This is a genomic window from Thioalkalivibrio sp. ALE12 (assembly GCF_000381105.1).
Classification (GTDB): domain Bacteria; phylum Pseudomonadota; class Gammaproteobacteria; order Ectothiorhodospirales; family Ectothiorhodospiraceae; genus Thioalkalivibrio.
This window is the reverse complement of sequence record NZ_KB905905.1, coordinates 652,133-666,568: the sequence shown is the minus strand read 5'-3', so window position 1 is coordinate 666,568 and position 14,436 is coordinate 652,133. Positions and strand designations below refer to the sequence as shown.

15 protein-coding genes are annotated in these 14,436 nt (G+C 69.3%); 7 read left to right on the top strand and 8 right to left on the bottom strand.

Annotated elements, in window-relative coordinates:
• Window positions 1–67: 67 nt before the first annotated feature.
• Window positions 68–646, bottom strand: a complete 579-nt coding sequence (locus F614_RS0103065) for an NAD(P)H-dependent oxidoreductase (RefSeq protein WP_018881508.1) — start codon at window positions 644–646, stop codon at window positions 68–70.
• Window positions 647–850: 204 nt separating this feature from the next.
• Here F614_RS0103065 and F614_RS0103060 point away from each other — a divergent pair, with 204 nt between their 5' ends.
• The 3 genes from F614_RS0103060 to F614_RS0103050 all read left to right on the top strand — a co-directional run bounded on the left by F614_RS0103060 (window position 851) and on the right by F614_RS0103050 (window position 2,800).
• Window positions 851–1,798, top strand: a complete 948-nt coding sequence (locus tag F614_RS0103060) for a sodium-dependent bicarbonate transport family permease (protein WP_018881507.1) — start codon at window positions 851–853, stop codon at window positions 1,796–1,798.
• Between the two features lie 4 nt (window positions 1,799–1,802).
• Window positions 1,803–2,093, top strand: a complete 291-nt coding sequence (locus F614_RS0103055; protein ID WP_026280909.1) for a nitrogen regulatory protein P-II — start codon at window positions 1,803–1,805, stop codon at window positions 2,091–2,093.
• Between the two features lie 146 nt (window positions 2,094–2,239).
• Window positions 2,240–2,800 carry a hypothetical protein gene (locus F614_RS0103050; protein WP_019558230.1) on the top strand — a complete coding sequence of 187 codons (561 nt, stop codon included), beginning with the start codon at window positions 2,240–2,242 and terminating at the stop codon, window positions 2,798–2,800.
• Window positions 2,801–2,855: 55 nt separating this feature from the next.
• Here the strand turns inward: F614_RS0103050 and thpR are convergent, their stop codons facing one another.
• From thpR to dksA, 6 genes are all read right to left on the bottom strand, one after another.
• On the bottom strand, window positions 2,856–3,377 hold the full coding sequence (gene thpR / locus F614_RS0103045) for an RNA 2',3'-cyclic phosphodiesterase (protein ID WP_019558229.1): 522 nt from the start codon (window positions 3,375–3,377) through the stop codon (window positions 2,856–2,858).
• Between the two features lie 10 nt (window positions 3,378–3,387).
• Window positions 3,388–4,752, bottom strand: coding sequence for a sigma-54 dependent transcriptional regulator (locus F614_RS0103040; protein WP_019558228.1), 1,365 nt, complete (start codon window positions 4,750–4,752; stop codon window positions 3,388–3,390).
• Complete coding sequence (locus F614_RS0103035) at window positions 4,749–7,676, bottom strand: sensor histidine kinase (RefSeq protein ID WP_019558227.1); 2,928 nt, start codon at window positions 7,674–7,676, stop codon at window positions 4,749–4,751. The genes F614_RS0103040 and F614_RS0103035 overlap by 4 nt, the downstream gene beginning before the upstream one ends.
• Complete coding sequence (locus tag F614_RS14880; RefSeq protein ID WP_018866931.1) at window positions 7,666–7,839, bottom strand: hypothetical protein; 174 nt, start codon at window positions 7,837–7,839, stop codon at window positions 7,666–7,668. The genes F614_RS0103035 and F614_RS14880 overlap by 11 nt, the downstream gene beginning before the upstream one ends.
• Before the next feature lie 92 nt (window positions 7,840–7,931).
• On the bottom strand, window positions 7,932–8,879 hold the full coding sequence (gene gluQRS / locus F614_RS0103025; protein WP_018882719.1) for a tRNA glutamyl-Q(34) synthetase GluQRS: 948 nt from the start codon (window positions 8,877–8,879) through the stop codon (window positions 7,932–7,934).
• 13 nt (window positions 8,880–8,892) lie between these two features.
• Entirely contained in the window at window positions 8,893–9,345 is a 453-nt protein-coding gene (gene dksA / locus F614_RS0103020; RefSeq protein ID WP_018866929.1) for an RNA polymerase-binding protein DksA, read from the bottom strand.
• 168 nt (window positions 9,346–9,513) lie between these two features.
• Here dksA and F614_RS0103015 point away from each other — a divergent pair, with 168 nt between their 5' ends.
• A complete protein-coding gene (locus F614_RS0103015) occupies window positions 9,514–10,284 on the top strand; it encodes an HAD family hydrolase (protein WP_018882720.1) in 771 nt (256 codons plus the stop codon).
• Between the two features lie 14 nt (window positions 10,285–10,298).
• Here F614_RS0103015 and F614_RS0103010 read toward each other — a convergent pair whose 3' ends face one another.
• Window positions 10,299–11,006, bottom strand: coding sequence for a MarC family protein (locus tag F614_RS0103010; protein WP_018882721.1), 708 nt, complete (start codon window positions 11,004–11,006; stop codon window positions 10,299–10,301).
• A 349-nt stretch (window positions 11,007–11,355) separates the two neighbouring features.
• On the opposite strand from F614_RS0103010, the gene cysM reads away from it, so the two are divergent.
• From cysM to rlmD, 3 genes are read left to right on the top strand one after another with little or no spacing between them, the layout of a single operon-like run.
• Window positions 11,356–12,267 carry a cysteine synthase CysM gene (gene cysM, locus F614_RS0103005; RefSeq protein WP_019558226.1) on the top strand — a complete coding sequence of 304 codons (912 nt, stop codon included), beginning with the start codon at window positions 11,356–11,358 and terminating at the stop codon, window positions 12,265–12,267.
• The gene (locus F614_RS0103000; RefSeq protein ID WP_018878867.1) at window positions 12,264–13,070 is read left to right on the top strand and encodes a 3'-5' exonuclease; all 807 of its coding nucleotides are present in this window, start codon (window positions 12,264–12,266) and stop codon (window positions 13,068–13,070) included. The genes cysM and F614_RS0103000 overlap by 4 nt, the downstream gene beginning before the upstream one ends.
• A complete protein-coding gene (rlmD, locus tag F614_RS0102995) occupies window positions 13,070–14,410 on the top strand; it encodes a 23S rRNA (uracil(1939)-C(5))-methyltransferase RlmD (RefSeq protein ID WP_019558225.1) in 1,341 nt (446 codons plus the stop codon). Before F614_RS0103000 ends, rlmD begins: the two co-directional genes overlap by 1 nt.
• Window positions 14,411–14,436: the final 26 nt, after the last annotated feature.

The following is a 14,436-nucleotide window of genomic DNA, read 5'->3' as shown; positions in this document are numbered from 1 at the left end:
GGGAGGTCGTTGGGGTACACACAGGCCGGCTGGATGGGAATGGTCCCCAAGTGCACCGACTGGTCCGTTACTTCGCCTGGCGGCCGAGCGTGCGCAGCTGCTGCAGCCAGCGCTCGCGCGCAGCCGCGTTGCCGCCGTTCTGGCCGATCAGGGTGTGGCGGACGGGGCCGAAGCCACAGAAGCGCAGGATGTTCCGCTCCAGGCTCTTCAGGCTGTGGGCGCCGAACCACCAGCGGTAGGCGAGGGCCGGCATGCCCATGGTGACCACGATGCGCACTGAGCGGCCCTTCAGCCGCGTGTGGCGCAGGCGGTTCATGTCGCCATCGGCGACAAAGGCTGGCCTGAGGGTCTGTTCCAGGAAGGCCTTCACCCCGGCCGGCATGTCGCCCAGCCACAGCGGGTAGATCAGCACGATGTGGTGGGCGGCCTCGATCAGGGCCTGGGCCTCGAGGATCGCGGGCGGGACGCTTGCGTCGAGGAACTCGGCCTGGCTCCTGAGCAGCGGGACATCACGATGGGCGATGGTGTAGGTGTCCACCGCGAAGCCGCCCTGTTCGGCCCCCTCGCGGTAGGCGTCGGCGAGCGCGTGGTCGAGATGGCCGCCGGCCGGGTCCGGGTGCCCCTGGAGGATCAGGATTCGCGTCATGCGTTGGCCCTCGTGATGGCTGAGCCCGTTTCCCAAGCGTAGCCCAGCCGGCGGACGCGGTGGTTCCGGTACGGGCCGTGGTGTGAGGGGGCGGTTGGTTGGCCGCCAAAAACGCCTCCGGAAACCGGTTCCCTGGCACGAGGGTCTTGCCTACCATAACGGGGTGCGCTGCGGTGGCTTGTAGCGTCGGGACGCGGAGGCGAAATGGCATTCGATCCGGTTGTGCTGTTCTTCCTGCTGGGGGCGATCGCGGGTCTGGCGAAGTCGGACCTCAAGATCCCGATGGCGATCTACGAGGCGCTGTCGATCTACCTGCTGCTGGCCATCGGCCTGATGGGCGGGGTCAAGCTGGCGGAAAGCGAGTTGCTTCCGTTGCTGCTGCCGGGCCTGGCGGTGCTCGCCGTGGGTTCGCTGATCCCGCTGATCGCGTTTCCGGTGCTGTACCTTCTCGGGCGGATGCCGCGGGCGGATTCGGCTTCCATTGCGGCCCACTACGGTTCGGTGTCGGTCGTGACCTTCTCGGTCGCGGTCGCGTTTCTGGCGTCCCGGGGTCTGGACTACGAGGGGCACATGGTGGTGTTCCTCGTACTCCTGGAGATGCCGGCGCTGGTCATCGGGATCCTGCTGGCGCGCATGGGCAGCCGGGGCCCCACTCGCTGGGGCAAGACCCTGCACGAGGTCATCTTTGGCAAGAGCATCTTCCTGCTGGCCGGTGGACTGGTGATCGGGTTCGTTGCCGGCCCGGATCACATCGAGCCGCTGGAGCCGATGTTCTTTGATCTGTTCAAGGGGGTGCTGGCGTTGTTCCTGCTGGAGATGGGGCTGGTGGCCTCCAGCCGCATCGCGGATGTCCGCCAGTACGGGCTGTTCCTCATCGTCTTTGCGATCGTCATGCCGATCGTCTCCGCGATCCTCGGGATCCTGCTCGGATGGGGCCTGGGTATGAGCCTGGGGGGCACGCTGCTGCTGGCCACCTTGTATGCCAGTGCGTCGTACATCGCGGCGCCGGCCGCGATGCGCATTGCCGTGCCCAAGGCCAACCCCGCGTTGTCGATCGGGGCCTCGCTGGGTGTGACGTTCCCGTTCAATATCTTCCTGGGCGTTCCGCTGTATTTCTGGATGGCCCAGACCCTTTATTCGCTCGGAGGCTAGCTCGATGCAAGGCGATGACATGTACCTGCTGACGGTGGTGGCCGAGGCGATCCTGGAGGAGATGCTGATCGACGAGGTCCGCGCGATGGGAGCAGCCGGCTACACCGTCACCGATGCGCGTGGCTGGGGCCGGCACGGCAAGCGCCGGGGCAACTGGCGGGCCGGTGGCAACATCAAGCTGGAGGTCGTGGCCTCGTCGGAGCTGTGCGAGCGGATCGCGGCCCGGTTCAAGGAACAGTACGAGTCGGACTATGGGTTGCTGATGTTTACCGTGCCCGTCGACTTGAAGAATTGATCCGGCCGGACAGTCAGGCAGCCTCCACGAAGTGAAGTGCTTCACGAAATTCCGGGGAACTCGCCCGTGCGCCTTGGGGGCCGCGGGGCCCGGCTGCTATCACCGGGGGCCTGAACCAATGGCTTCACGGCCGCAAGGAGTTTCCCATGACCCGGTTTCGCAGTACCGCATTGATCATTGCCCTTGGCTCGCTCTTCGCCGTGGGAACGGCCCATGCCCAGGCGCAGCAAGGCGGCCAGCAAGGTGGCATGGGCCAGGGTACACCCCCCGCCGAGCGGGGTGCCCCTCCGGCGGGCGGGCAGGACACCCCGGGGCACGGCGGCATGCCGCGCGGCCAGGGCCAGGAGCACGGTCAGGGCATGCCGCGCGGCCAGGGCCAGGAGCGTGGTCAGGGCATGCCCCCGGGGCAGCCACAGCAGGCACCCGGCCAGCCGCCGGGCCAGATGGAGCGCGGTGGTCAGCCGGCCCCCGGTCAGGGCGGCGCGCCGACGGCGCCTCAGGGGCAGGGCCAGCCGCCCGGTGGCCAGGGGCAGCCCCAGGACGCGCCGCCGCTGGGCCAGCAGCGTCAGCCCCGAGGCGCGGATGCGCCTCCGCTGGGGGACCAGACCCCGACGCGGCCGGACACCGGTAACCGCCCGGCCGAACCCGCCGATCCGGCAGAGCCGGCGGACCCTGCAGAAACGGGCAATCTCCCGCCGGTGGACTGATCGCGGCGGCCCGGGACATCGCACTTCGTCCGGGAGGGCGCGAAGCGGGCCCGCCTTACGTCCGGGCGAGGATGCGGTAGGGCCCGGGATGCCCGTCGCGGCCGGACTCGATCAGGGCAATCGTGTCCGTCGCCCAGTGCAGCGGCGTTTTGATCCGCTCGCGGGCGGGCGGCGCCGCGTGGCGGCGCAGCGAAACGTGAGGCCGGAACGGGCGGGGCGGGCCGGTGTCGATGCCGCACTCCCGGCAGAGGGCATGGGCCCGATCCGCGAGGTCCAGGAGGGCCGCTGGCGGATCGCTTGGGCCTACCCAGGTAATGCGCGGACGGGCGAAGTGCCCCAGCCGGTCCAGGGTCAGTTCCAGCGGCTCGGAGGCCAGGGCCCCGAGGTGACCGGCCAGGCACTCGGCCTGCCCGGCGGGAACCGTGCCGGCGAAGGCCAGCGTCAGATGCAGATGTTCGGGCGGGATCGGACGGCCGGGACCATCCAGGGTGCGTCCCAGCCGATCCAGTCGTTCGCGTGTGGCCGTGTCGGGCCACAGGGCGAGGAAGACTCGTCGGAACTCGGGTACCTCGGCCACGGCGGCGGGTTCAGGTGCGTGGTCGCGGCAGATTTTCGCGCTGACGGCGTTCCCACAGGGTCTTGCGGCTGATGCCCAGCGCCCGCGCGAGTTCCGTTTCGGTCATGCGGTCCTGGTTCTCCTGCACGAACTGGCGGAAGTACTCGTTCAGGCTCGAGCCCCGGGGCTTGCGGCGCGTCGGGAAGGCCGGGTTGGGGTGTTCCCCGGCCGCGCCGGCGTCCGGGGCCTCCAGGCCCATGTGCTCCGGCGCGATGTGTCCATCGGGGCAGAGGACCCATCCGCGCTCCAGGGCATTGGCCAGTTCGCGCACGTTGCCCGGCCAGTCCTGGGCCTCCAGGGCATCCCGGGCCGCTTGCGTCAGGCGGGGGACCGTTCCCGATCCGGCCAGCCCCTCGAGGAAATGCTGCGCCAGCGGCAGGATGTCCTCGCGCCGCTCGCGCAGGGGCGGGATCGCCAGCTCCAGTACCCGCAGGCGGTAGTAGAGGTCGGCCCGAAAGGCCTGATCCTCGATCATGCCCTCCAGATCGCGATGGGTCGCGGCCAGCAGGCGCACGTCGACCTTCTGATTCTCGTTGGCGCCCACCGGACGGATCTCGCCGTCCTGCAGTACGCGCAGCAGGCGCGCCTGGGCCGCCGGCGCGAGTTCGCCGATCTCGTCCAGGAACAGGGTGCCGCCATGGGCGCTCTGGATCAGGCCGGTGCGGGCCTTGACCGCCCCGGTGTAGGCGCCCTGGGCGTGCCCGAACAGCTCGGCCTCCACCAGGCCCTCCGGGATGGTGGCGCAGTTGACGGCCACGAAGGGCCCCCCGGCGCGCGGGCTCAGTTCATGCAGGGCGCGCGCGGCGAGCTCCTTGCCGGTGCCGGATTCCCCCCGCAGCAGCACGGTGGAGTGCGTGGCCGCCACGCGCCGGATCTGGTCGCGCAGCCGCTGCATCGCGGGGCTGTCGCCGATCAGGCCCAGGCCCGGGTGACTGAGGGTTTCGGTCCCGGCGTCGGGCGCCTTGGGCGGGAGGCGGTCGCGCGCCTCGCGTTCGCGCAGGGCGGCGCGCAGGGTCAGCAACAGGGCGTCGTGGTCGAACGGCTTGGCGATGTAGTCGGCCGCGCCCTCTTTCATCGCGTTTACCGCCGAGGGGACCGATGCGTAGCTGGTCATGATGACCGTGGGCGAGCGGGTGAACTCGGGCAGCAGCTCGATGCCCTCGCCGTCCGGCAGGCGCAGGTCCACCAGCTGGAGGTCGTAGGGGTCGGCCGCGGCCAGGGCGCGCGCCTCGGCCAGGTTCTCGGCCACGCCGACCTCGAAGCCGTGATGCTCCAGGAACCGGCGCACGGCGCGGCGGATCGGGGCTTCGTCGTCTACGAGCAGGATGCGGGTCATCGGTCTTGGTGCGGCAGCATGAGCAGGAATCGGGCCCCACCCTCGGGGCGGTTGGCGGCCATCAGGGTACCACCGTGGTCGCGCACGATGCTGTAGGCCACCGGCAGGCCCAGGCCGGTGCCCTGACCGGCCGGCTTGGTGGTGAAGAAGGGCTCGAACAGGCGTTCCAGGCTGGATTCGTCGATCCCGGGGCCGGCATCGTCGATGGTGATCTGGATGTGGCGGCCATGGACGCGCGCGGCGATCACGACCGTGGAGCCCTCGGGCGAGGCCTGCTCGGCGTTGGTCAGCAGGTTGATGAAGACCTGCAGCAGCGTGGCATGCGACCCGCGGACATGCAGCCCCTCCAGGCCGGTGGTGGAGAACTGCAGGTCCTTGCGCCCGGCCAGGCGCGTCAGGCGGATGGCCTCGGCCAGGAGTTCGTCCAGCGCGATAGTCTCGAAGTGCCCCGCGGACGGCCCCTCGTCGGCGTGGGCGAAGGTGATCAGGGACTGCACGATCGCATTGATTCGCCGGGTTTGCGCGAGGATGTCGTCGGCAATGCCGCGGATCTCGTCGGGATCGTCCTCCAGCGGCAGGGTCTGGGCCAGCGAGGCGATCCCGGTCAGCGGATTGCCGATCTCGTGGGCGACCCCGGCGGCAAAGCGGCCGATGGAGGCCAGACGGTCGCCGTGGGCGATCTCGGACTCGAGCTGGGCGCGCTCGGTCACGTCCTCGATCAGGACCACGCGCCCCTCCACCTGGCCATGGGCATCCTGCAGCTCGGAACGGTGCAGGTTCAGGCGGCGATTGCCGGCGGGCAGGTCCACGTTCAGCTTGTACCACTGCCGGTCCGGGCTCTCGAGGAAGGCCGTCAGCAGGCCGCTCCAGGGGCTGTCGAGCCGGCCGATGTTCTGGCCCACGGCGTCCTCTGTGGCCACACCGGTGAGTTGCGCCAGCGCCTGGTTCCAGCCGGTGATCTCGCCGCTGTTGGTCAGGCTGGCCACCCCCAGCGGCAGCTCGTGCAGGATCTGGCGATGAAAGCGGCGCAGGGCATCCAGTTCGGCGGCCAGACCGGACAGTGGCAGGGAACGGGTCTCCAGTTGCTCCTCGATGCGCCGCAGGCTCTCGCTGAGGGTCTGGCGGCCGGCGGCATCCAGGCGCAGGTGCTGGTCGACGATCATGCGCGCGAGAACCGGCCCGAGCAGACCGGACAGGTTGCGCTCGATACGCTCGCGCAGGTGGCGCAGGTCGCTGCGCGAGCGCGTGTGCCGCGGCAGGCCGAGGTCGTCAAGCGCGCGCTGGACCTCGTGATGCGCGGCACCCGGCCCCAGGGTGGCCGCCAGGGCGGTTTCCATCTCGGTCACGTCGCCAGCCAGGGGCAGGCCGGCCCCGGCCCCGGTGGACTCGTTGGGGCAGCAGGCTCGGCCGGCCTCGATCTCCTCGCGGTTGGGGCGGGTCAGCAGCGACCCGGTCACGAACAGCAGGGCGTTGATGCCCAGGCTCAGCATCAGGGCGAAGGTCCACGGGTCCAGCATCCCGGCCAGCAGCCACTGTTGCGGGTCCGGCAGTCCGGTGGCGATGCCGGCATCCGACAATAGCGGCATCACCAGGGTGAAGGCCCAGCCGGCGATGCCCGCGGCCAGTCCGAGCAGGAAGCCGACCCGAGTCGCCTGTTTCCACAGCATCAGACCGATCAGGCCCGGCAGGAGCTGGGCCACCGCGGCGAACGAGATCAGCCCCAGCTGCGCCAGCCCCTCGACCACCTGCAACAGGCCGTAAAAGGCATAGCCCAGTCCGATGATGAACACGATCCAGATGCGCCGCCCCCAGAGCAGGCGGGTATAGATGTTGGCGCTGCGTTCTTCTTCGTGCAGCCGGGTCAGCGGCGAGAGGTAGTTGGTCCCCATGTGGGCCAGCGCAAGGGTGGTCACGATCATCATGGCGCTGGCGGCGGACAGCCCGCCGATAAAGACCAGCAGCGCCAGGCTGGGCGACTCCAGCAGTCCGGCGATCCCGATGGCGTAGTAGTTCGGCGAGATGCCGAGGCCGGCCGCCTCGCCGGCCCAGTAGAGGATCGGCATCGGCAGGTTCAGCAGCAGCAGGAACGCCGGGAAGGCCCAGGCAGCGGTGGTCAGGGCCTGGGGGTTGATGTTCTCGGTAAACAGCATGTGGAACTGGCGCGGCAGCAGGAAGGCCGCGGCAAAGGCGAGAATCATCATTGCGAACCAGCCACCCTCGCGCACCGGGGCGTACAGCGCATCGACCGCCTCGGGATGCGCGGCCAGCCAGTCGTCGAGGCCGGCGAAACCGCCGAACACCGCGTACAGGGCCACCGCCGCGATGCCGAGGATGGCGATCAGCTTGACGATGGATTCGAAGGCGATGGCCAGCACCAGGCCGGCGTGCTTCTCGCGCGGGGCGATGTGGCGGGCCCCGAACAGGATCGCGAACAGTGCGATGGTGGCGCTGAAGGTCAGGGCGAGCAGGTGGGGCGGGGTTTCCGCGGTCAGGACCGCGGCGGACTCGGCCACCGCCTTGATCTGCAGGGCGATGTACGGAAGCACGCCGGCCAGCATGAACAGGGCCACCACCGGTCCGGTCAGGCGACTGCGGTAGCGAAAGGCGAACAGGTCGGCCAGTGAGGTCAGTTGCTGTTCGCGGGTCACGCGCAGGATCGGGCGCAGCAGCCAGGGCGTGGCGGCGAAGGCCAGGGTCACGCCCAGGTAGATTGTCAGGTACAGATAGCCCTGGTCGGCCAGGAAGCCGAGGTTGCCGTAGAACGTCCAGGAGGTCGCGTAGACCCCCAGCGACAGGCTGAAGACCCAGCTGTTCGCCGCCAGCCGGCCGACCCGGGGGACGCGGTCGGCCAGGAAGGCGATGCCGAACAGCAGGGCCAGGTAGGCCACGCCCACCGCATAGAGCAGGCCGAGGCTAAGGGTCACGACGACCGCCCCGGCTCAGGGCCGCGATGGCCAGGATGAAGACTGCCCAGGCGGCGAACGGCCACCACCAGGCGGGGCTCAGGTGGGCGACCCAGATCACCAGCGGGCTCAGGAACAGCAGGGCCCCGAGGAGGGCGATCAGGATGGCGCGCGGGGCGTCCATGGTCAGATGTTCCCCCGTGCCGGGCCGCTGCGGGGCACGGGTTCCTGCGGGGCCTTCCGGATTGGCGCGCGGCGGGATAGCATGCGGCGAGTCTACACCGCGGCGGTGGCTCCGGGCAGCGCGGCGTGCAGCGGCAGATATGCCGCGAGCGGCCGGCGCCGTAGCGGTTCCAGGGCCTCCGCCAGCTGGGCACCGGGCGCGTCCGGGGCCTGTCGGTCGGAAGGCGCGAGTCCGATCTGCCCCAGGGTGTCGGCGAGGTGGCGCCGCGCCGCATCCGCTCGAATCCCTGTGGCACCCGTGGCCTTGGCGAGTTTGTCGCCGCCGGGCGCGACCAGCACCGGATGGTGGGCATAGGCTGGCGGGGGGTGTCCCAGTGCCCGGTAAAGCTGCATCTGGCGCGGTGTAGAGCCCAGAAGGTCGATCCCGCGGACCACATGCGTGACGCCCAGGTCGAGGTCATCGACCACGGTGGCGAGCTGGTAGGCCACGATGCCGTCCGCGCGGCGGATGATGAAGTCACTGCCCAGGGCCTCCAGGTCGAAGGCGACCGCACCGAGAAAACGGTCCTCGATGGTCCAGTGGCGCCGGCTGGCGCGGGCGCGAAGGGCGCGGGGCTCGCGACCGGGCGGCAGGCCGTGGCGGCAGGTGCCCGGATAGACGGGGCCTTCCCAGCCAGGGTGGCCGTGGGTAGCCAGGTCCTTGCGGGTGCACCCGCAGGGGAAGGCCCGGTCGGTGTCCATCAGGGTATCCAGGGCCCGCTGGTAGGTGGGGCCGCGCTGGCCTTGCCAGACAATCGGTCCGTCCCAGCCGAGGTCGAAGGCCTCGAGGGTGCGCAGAATGGCATCGGCCGCCCCCGGGCGAACCCGGGGGGCGTCGATGTCGTCGATACGCAGGTGCCACTCGCCATTGGCACTCCGGGCGTCCAGCCAGGAGATGACGGCGGCCAGCAGGGAGCCCGCGTGCAGCGGGCCGGAAGGGGTCGGGGCAAACCGGCCGACGTAGCCGTCGACCGGGGACTGCGGTTCGGGCGTGGGGGTCACGGCCCGGCCGGGATCAGGCGCGCTGCTTTTCCTTGATCTCGTCGAGCTGCTTGCAGTCGATGCACATGGTGGCCGTCGGGCGGGCCTCCAGGCGACGAATGCCGATCTCCACGCCGCAGGTCTCGCAGTAGCCGTAGTCGTGGGTCTCGATCTTGCGCAGGGCCTCGTCGATCTTCTTCGACAGCTTGCGCTCGCGGTCGCGGGCCCGCAGTTCCAGACCGAATTCTTCTTCCTGGGTGGCGCGGTCGGCCGGATCGGCGAAGTTGGCCGCGTCCTGGCGCATGTGCCCCACGGTGCGATCGACTTCCTCCGCCAGTTCCTGGCGCCATGCCCGCAGCAGGCTGCGGAAATGGTCCAGCTGATCCGGATTCATGTACTCTTCGTCCGGCTTCGGCTCGTAGGGCGCAATGCCCCCGGCGACCATGTGCTGGGTGGAGGGCTTGTCGGTCTTTTCGTCTGCAGCCATGCGGGCTTTCTCCGGCTGGAAAAATGAGGCGCACTTAGTACCAGAGTCGGACGGGGCGGGCAAGTCCCGTGCCATGACGGTTTGCGCCCGGTCGCCTCCGGACCTGCAGGGGCTGCGAGCGGCGGGGCACTGTTTTCAGCGAGATACGAGAAGGGACCGAGAATCACGATGGCGGAATTGCAGGCACTGATCTTTGACGTCGACGGCACGCTGGCGGACACCGAGCGGGACGGTCATCGGGTGGCGTTCAACAAGGCGTTCGCGGACGCGGGCCTGGACTGGGACTGGAGTGTGGCGCGCTACGGCGAACTGCTGCGGGTCACCGGCGGCAAGGAACGCATTCGCCAGTACCTGTCGGAAGATCATCCCGAGGCTCTCGAAGAGCCGGGGATCGATGCCCGCATCCGCGAGTTGCATGCGGCCAAGACGCGTCACTACGTGGCCATGCTGGAGTCCGGCGCGATCCCGTTGCGCCCGGGCGTTCGCCGCCTGCTGGACGAGGCGGAGGCCGAGGGACTGCGCCTGGCCATCGCGACCACCACCACCCCCGAGAACGTGACCGCGCTGCTGGAGGCCACGCTGGGAAACGCGGGGCCGTACCGCTTCGAGGTGATCTCCGCCGGGGACGTGGTGCCGGCCAAGAAACCCGCGCCGGATATCTTCACCCATGCGCTGGAGGCGATGAACCTGCCCGCCAGCGCCTGCCTCGCCCTGGAGGATTCCGACAACGGGGTCCGGTCCGCGTGCGGCGCCGGGCTGGAGGTGGTGGTCACCACCAACGACTACACCCGGGAACAGGACTTCGAGGGCGCGCTGGCGGTGCTGGACGGGTTCGGCGAGCCGGACGCACCGGCGAGGGTTCTGGCCGGTCCCGCGTTGCCGGGCCCGGCGGTGGATGTGGCCACGTTGCGGTCCTGGCACGCCAGCGCCCAGTCGTAGCGGGACGGGGCAGGTCAGTCGAGCTCGCGCGGAGGGATGCGCGGGTCCTCGACCTCGTTCTCGTCCAGCATCTGCGTATCCAGCATGAAGCCGATCGCGGCGTCGCTGATGCCGTTGATCACGAACTGCACGGCCAGCACTGCGAGGATCAGGCCGAAGACCTTGGTGAGGATGTCCTTCCCGGTGTCGCCCAGGTACTGGACGATGTAGCGCGAATAGATCATCGCGTAGTAGCAGGCCACCATGCAGGCCAGTACGCCGAGGAACACGAGCCCCGTGTGATAGACCGTCGGGGCCTCGCTGGTCAGGATCATCACCGTGGCGATCGCACCCGGACCGCTCATGAACGGGATCGCCAGCGGGATCACCGAGATATCCTCGGTCACGTGCCCCTTGTCGGCCTTCACCTCTTCGGCGGTCTCCTTTTCGGTCGCTCCCTTCTGCCGAATCATGCCGATCGCGATGCCGAACAGGATGATGCCGCCGGCGATGCGAAACGCGGCCAGGGTGATTCCGAACAACTGGAAGATCACCCCGCCCAGCAGGGCGAAGGCGAACAGCAGGGAGGTGGCTACCTTCACCGAACGCAGCGCGATCGCGCGCCGTTTCTCCTCAGAGGCGCGTGGCAGCATCGCCGTGAAGATGAACGCTGTGGTCAGCGGGTTCACGATCACGAACACCGCCAGGAAGGTGACGACGAGGTATTCCAGCAGTACGAGCATGACTGGATCTTAGGCCGGAAGCCGGAAGGTTGCGAGATAAGCTTGCGCAGGCGGCCTGATCACACCGATCGCCACGGCACTGCGCGCCTCGCGATGACGGTGCCCTTTTGGTGTCATTGCGAGGAGCCAAGCGACGAAGCAATCGCCTGACGCTTGCGGGGCGCCCGAAATTCGGTTCCGGTGGTTCCGGACGGAAGTTGCCGCGCCCCCGGCGGAATCTCGCGATGACGGTGCCCCCTTCGCGTCATTGCGAGGAGCAGCGCGACGAAGCAATCTCCATGGGAAGCCCCGACGCCGGACCGTCGCGTGCATGGGCAGGGACAGGGCCCGGTCGTTATACTCTGCGCGCATGAAGAAACGCCTGCACCCTGAATCCTTCCCGACCCTCGAGCACTTTGTCGGCAACACGCCGCTGGTGCGCCTGCAGCGCATGGCGGCGGACCTGCCGTCCACCGTGCTGGTGAAGCTCGAGGGCAACAATCCCGCCGGTTCGGTCAAGGACCGGCCCGCGCTGAACATGATCCAGGCGGCCGAGCGCCGCGGCGACATCCAGCCCGGCGATACCCTGATCGAGGCGACCAGCGGCAATACCGGCATCGCGCTGGCGATGGTCGCGGCGATGAAGGGCTATCGCATGGTCCTGGTGATGCCGGACAACATGTCCGCCGAGCGCCGCGCCTCGATGAAGGCCTTTGGCGCCGAGCTGGTGCTGGTCTCGCGCGAGGAGAGCATGGAGGGCGCGCGTGATCTGGCCGACCGCATGGAGGCCGAGGGCAAGGGCCGGGTACTGAACCAGTTCGGCAACCCGGACAACCCCGAAGCCCACTACATCGGGACCGGGCCGGAGATCTGGCGCGACACCGAGGGCACGGTGACCCATTTTGTTTCCGCTATGGGGACCACCGGCACCATCATGGGCGTGTCGCGCTATCTGAAGGAGCGCGACCCCAGTGTGCAGATCGTCGGCGTGCAGCCCACTGAGGGATCGTCGATCCCCGGTATCCGGCGCTGGCCGGAGGCGTACCTGCCGACGATCTTCGAGGCCTCGCGCGTGGACCAGACCGTGGACGTGACCCAGGAGGAGGCCGAGGACACCATGCGCCGGCTGGCCGCCGAGGAGGGCATCTTTGCCGGGGTCTCCTCCGGCGGTTCCGTGGCCGCGGCCCTGAAGCTTGCAGCCGCGACCGAGGGCGGCACCTTCGTCGCGATCATCTGTGACCGCGGCGACCGCTACATCTCCACCGGCGTGTTCCCGTCATGAGTGCCCCGGTCCTGATCTTCGATCTCGAGACCGTCCCCGACATCGACGGCGCCCGGCGCCTGCACGACTTCGAGGGCCTGAGCGATCACGAGGTGGCCGAGGCGCTGTTCGCCCTGCGCCGCGCGCAAGCCGGCACGGAGTTCCTGAAGCACCCGCTGCACCGTATCGTCTCCATCGGCGTGCTCTACCAGGGGGGCGACGCGCTGAAACTCTCCGCCTTCGGGCGCGAGGGCGAGGATGGCCAGGCACCGACCGAGGCCGAGCTCCTGCGCCAGTTCTTCGATGTAATCGACAAGCGCACGCCGCAGCTGGTCAGCTGGAACGGCGGCGGCTTCGACCTGCCGGTGCTGCACTACCGCGCGCTGGTCAACGGTGTGCAGGCCCCGCGCTACTGGGAGCAGGGCGACGACGACCGCGAGTTTCGCTACAACAACTACCTGTCGCGCTTCCACTGGCGCCATGTGGACCTGATGGACGTGCTGGCGGGGTTCCAGGGCCGCGCGGTCACCAGCCTCGACATGATGGCGAGCCTGCTCGGCTTCCCCGGCAAGCTGGGCATGGATGGCTCCCAGGTCTGGCCGGCCTGGCGTGACGGGCGTCAGGCCGAGATCCACGACTATGTGGAGCACGACGTGCTGAACACCTATCTGGTCTGGCTGCGCTTCGAGTACATGCGCGGCAATCTGACCGACGCGGCCCTGGCCAGTCGCCAGCAGCAGCTGGCCGAGTACCTGGAGGCCAGCGGCGCGGCCCACCACCGCGAATTCCTCGACGCCTGGCAGCCGGCCGGACGCGCGGACTGATGGCACGCATCGACAAGACCCCGTTCGAGGCCACCATCGAGGAGGTCACGCTGGACGGCCAGGGGGTAATCCGCCGCGATAGCAAGGCCTGCTTCATCCACGGTGCCCTGAAGGGCGAGCGGGTGATGGCCCAGCAGACCGGGCGCAAGCGCCGTTTCGACAGCGCCGAGGTGGTCGAGGTGCTGGAGCCGGCCCCGGGCCGAGTCGATCCGCCCTGCGAGTTTTTCGGCCTGTGCGGCGGCTGCAAGCTGCAGCATGCCTCCATCGAGACCCAGCGTGCGATCAAGGAGCAGGCCCTGTTCGATGCCCTGGAGCGTATCGGCCACGTGACCCCGGAGGCCCGTTTCGAGCCGCTGACCGACACCACCCTCGGCTACCGCCGCACCGCGCGGCTGGGGGCGAAGTACGTGCCGAAGAAGGGCGGGGTGCTGGTTGGCTTTCGCGAGCGCGGCAGCCCGTATCTGGCCGAGATGGACCACTGCGAGGTGCTGCACCCGGCCGTGGGGCAGCGCATTCGGGCCCTGCGCGAGCTGATCGGCGGCCTCGAGGCGCGCGACCGCCTGCCGCAGATCGAGGTGGCGGTGGATGACGACGAGCGCGTGGCGCTGATCTTCCGCAACCTCGATCCGCTGTCCGAGGCAGACAGCGCGCGCCTGTCGGCCTGGGCGGAGGCCGAGGGCATTCAGGTGTACCTGCAGCCCGGCGGCCCGGAGACGGTGGAACCGCTGGCCGGGCCGATCGAGCCACTGGTCTATCGCCACCCGGACTACGGCGTGTCGGTCCCGTTCATGCCCACGGATTTCATCCAGGTGCATGCCGGCATCAACCGCAAGATGGTCCCGCAGGCGCTGGCCGCGCTGGACCTGCAGCCGGGCCAGCGGGTGCTGGATCTGTTCTGCGGGCTGGGCAACTTCACCCTGCCGCTGGCGCGCAGCGTGACGAACGGCGAGGTGGCCGGCGAAGTAGTTGGTGTCGAGGTGGACGACGCGATGCTGGCACGGGCGCGCGCCAATGCCCGCGACCAGGGCATCGCCAACACCCGCTACGAACGCGCCGACCTGGATGACGTGGAGGCCCTGAAGAACGCCGGCTGGCTGGCCGAACGCTATGATCGCGTGCTGCTGGATCCGCCGCGCACCGGCGCGGCCGCGGTGATCGAGGCGCTGGCGCCGCAGCGGATCGAGCGCATGGTGTATGTGTCCTGCAACCCGGCCACGCTCGCCCGTGACGCCGAGCGCCTGGTGCATCATCATGGCTATCGCCTGGAGCGGGCCGGGATCATGGACATGTTCCCGCATACCGCGCACGTGGAATCCATGGCCGTATTCCGGCGCGCCTGACGCGCGTCGATATCCGAGGGGAATTG

Bases quoted from the DNA above. Each gene is read 5' to 3' on its own strand.
- F614_RS0103010 (WP_018882721.1), bottom strand. From the start codon at position 11,006: ATGCTCGTACTGCTGGAATACCTCGTCGTCACCTTCCTGGCGGTGTTC.
- cysM (WP_019558226.1), top strand. From the start codon at position 11,356: ATGAAGAAACGCCTGCACCCTGAATCCTTCCCGACCCTCGAGCACTTT.
- F614_RS0103050 (WP_019558230.1), top strand. From the start codon at position 2,240: ATGACCCGGTTTCGCAGTACCGCATTGATCATTGCCCTTGGCTCGCTC.
- dksA (WP_018866929.1), bottom strand. From the start codon at position 9,345: ATGGCTGCAGACGAAAAGACCGACAAGCCCTCCACCCAGCACATGGTC.
- F614_RS0103000 (WP_018878867.1), top strand. From the start codon at position 12,264: ATGAGTGCCCCGGTCCTGATCTTCGATCTCGAGACCGTCCCCGACATC.
- F614_RS0103060 (WP_018881507.1), top strand. From the start codon at position 851: ATGGCATTCGATCCGGTTGTGCTGTTCTTCCTGCTGGGGGCGATCGCG.
- F614_RS0103065 (WP_018881508.1), bottom strand. From the start codon at position 646: ATGACGCGAATCCTGATCCTCCAGGGGCACCCGGACCCGGCCGGCGGC.
- F614_RS0103040 (WP_019558228.1), bottom strand. From the start codon at position 4,752: ATGACCCGCATCCTGCTCGTAGACGACGAAGCCCCGATCCGCCGCGCC.
- F614_RS0103055 (WP_026280909.1), top strand. From the start codon at position 1,803: ATGCAAGGCGATGACATGTACCTGCTGACGGTGGTGGCCGAGGCGATC.
- rlmD (WP_019558225.1), top strand. From the start codon at position 13,070: ATGGCACGCATCGACAAGACCCCGTTCGAGGCCACCATCGAGGAGGTC.
- F614_RS0103015 (WP_018882720.1), top strand. From the start codon at position 9,514: ATGGCGGAATTGCAGGCACTGATCTTTGACGTCGACGGCACGCTGGCG.
- F614_RS14880 (WP_018866931.1), bottom strand. From the start codon at position 7,839: ATGGACGCCCCGCGCGCCATCCTGATCGCCCTCCTCGGGGCCCTGCTG.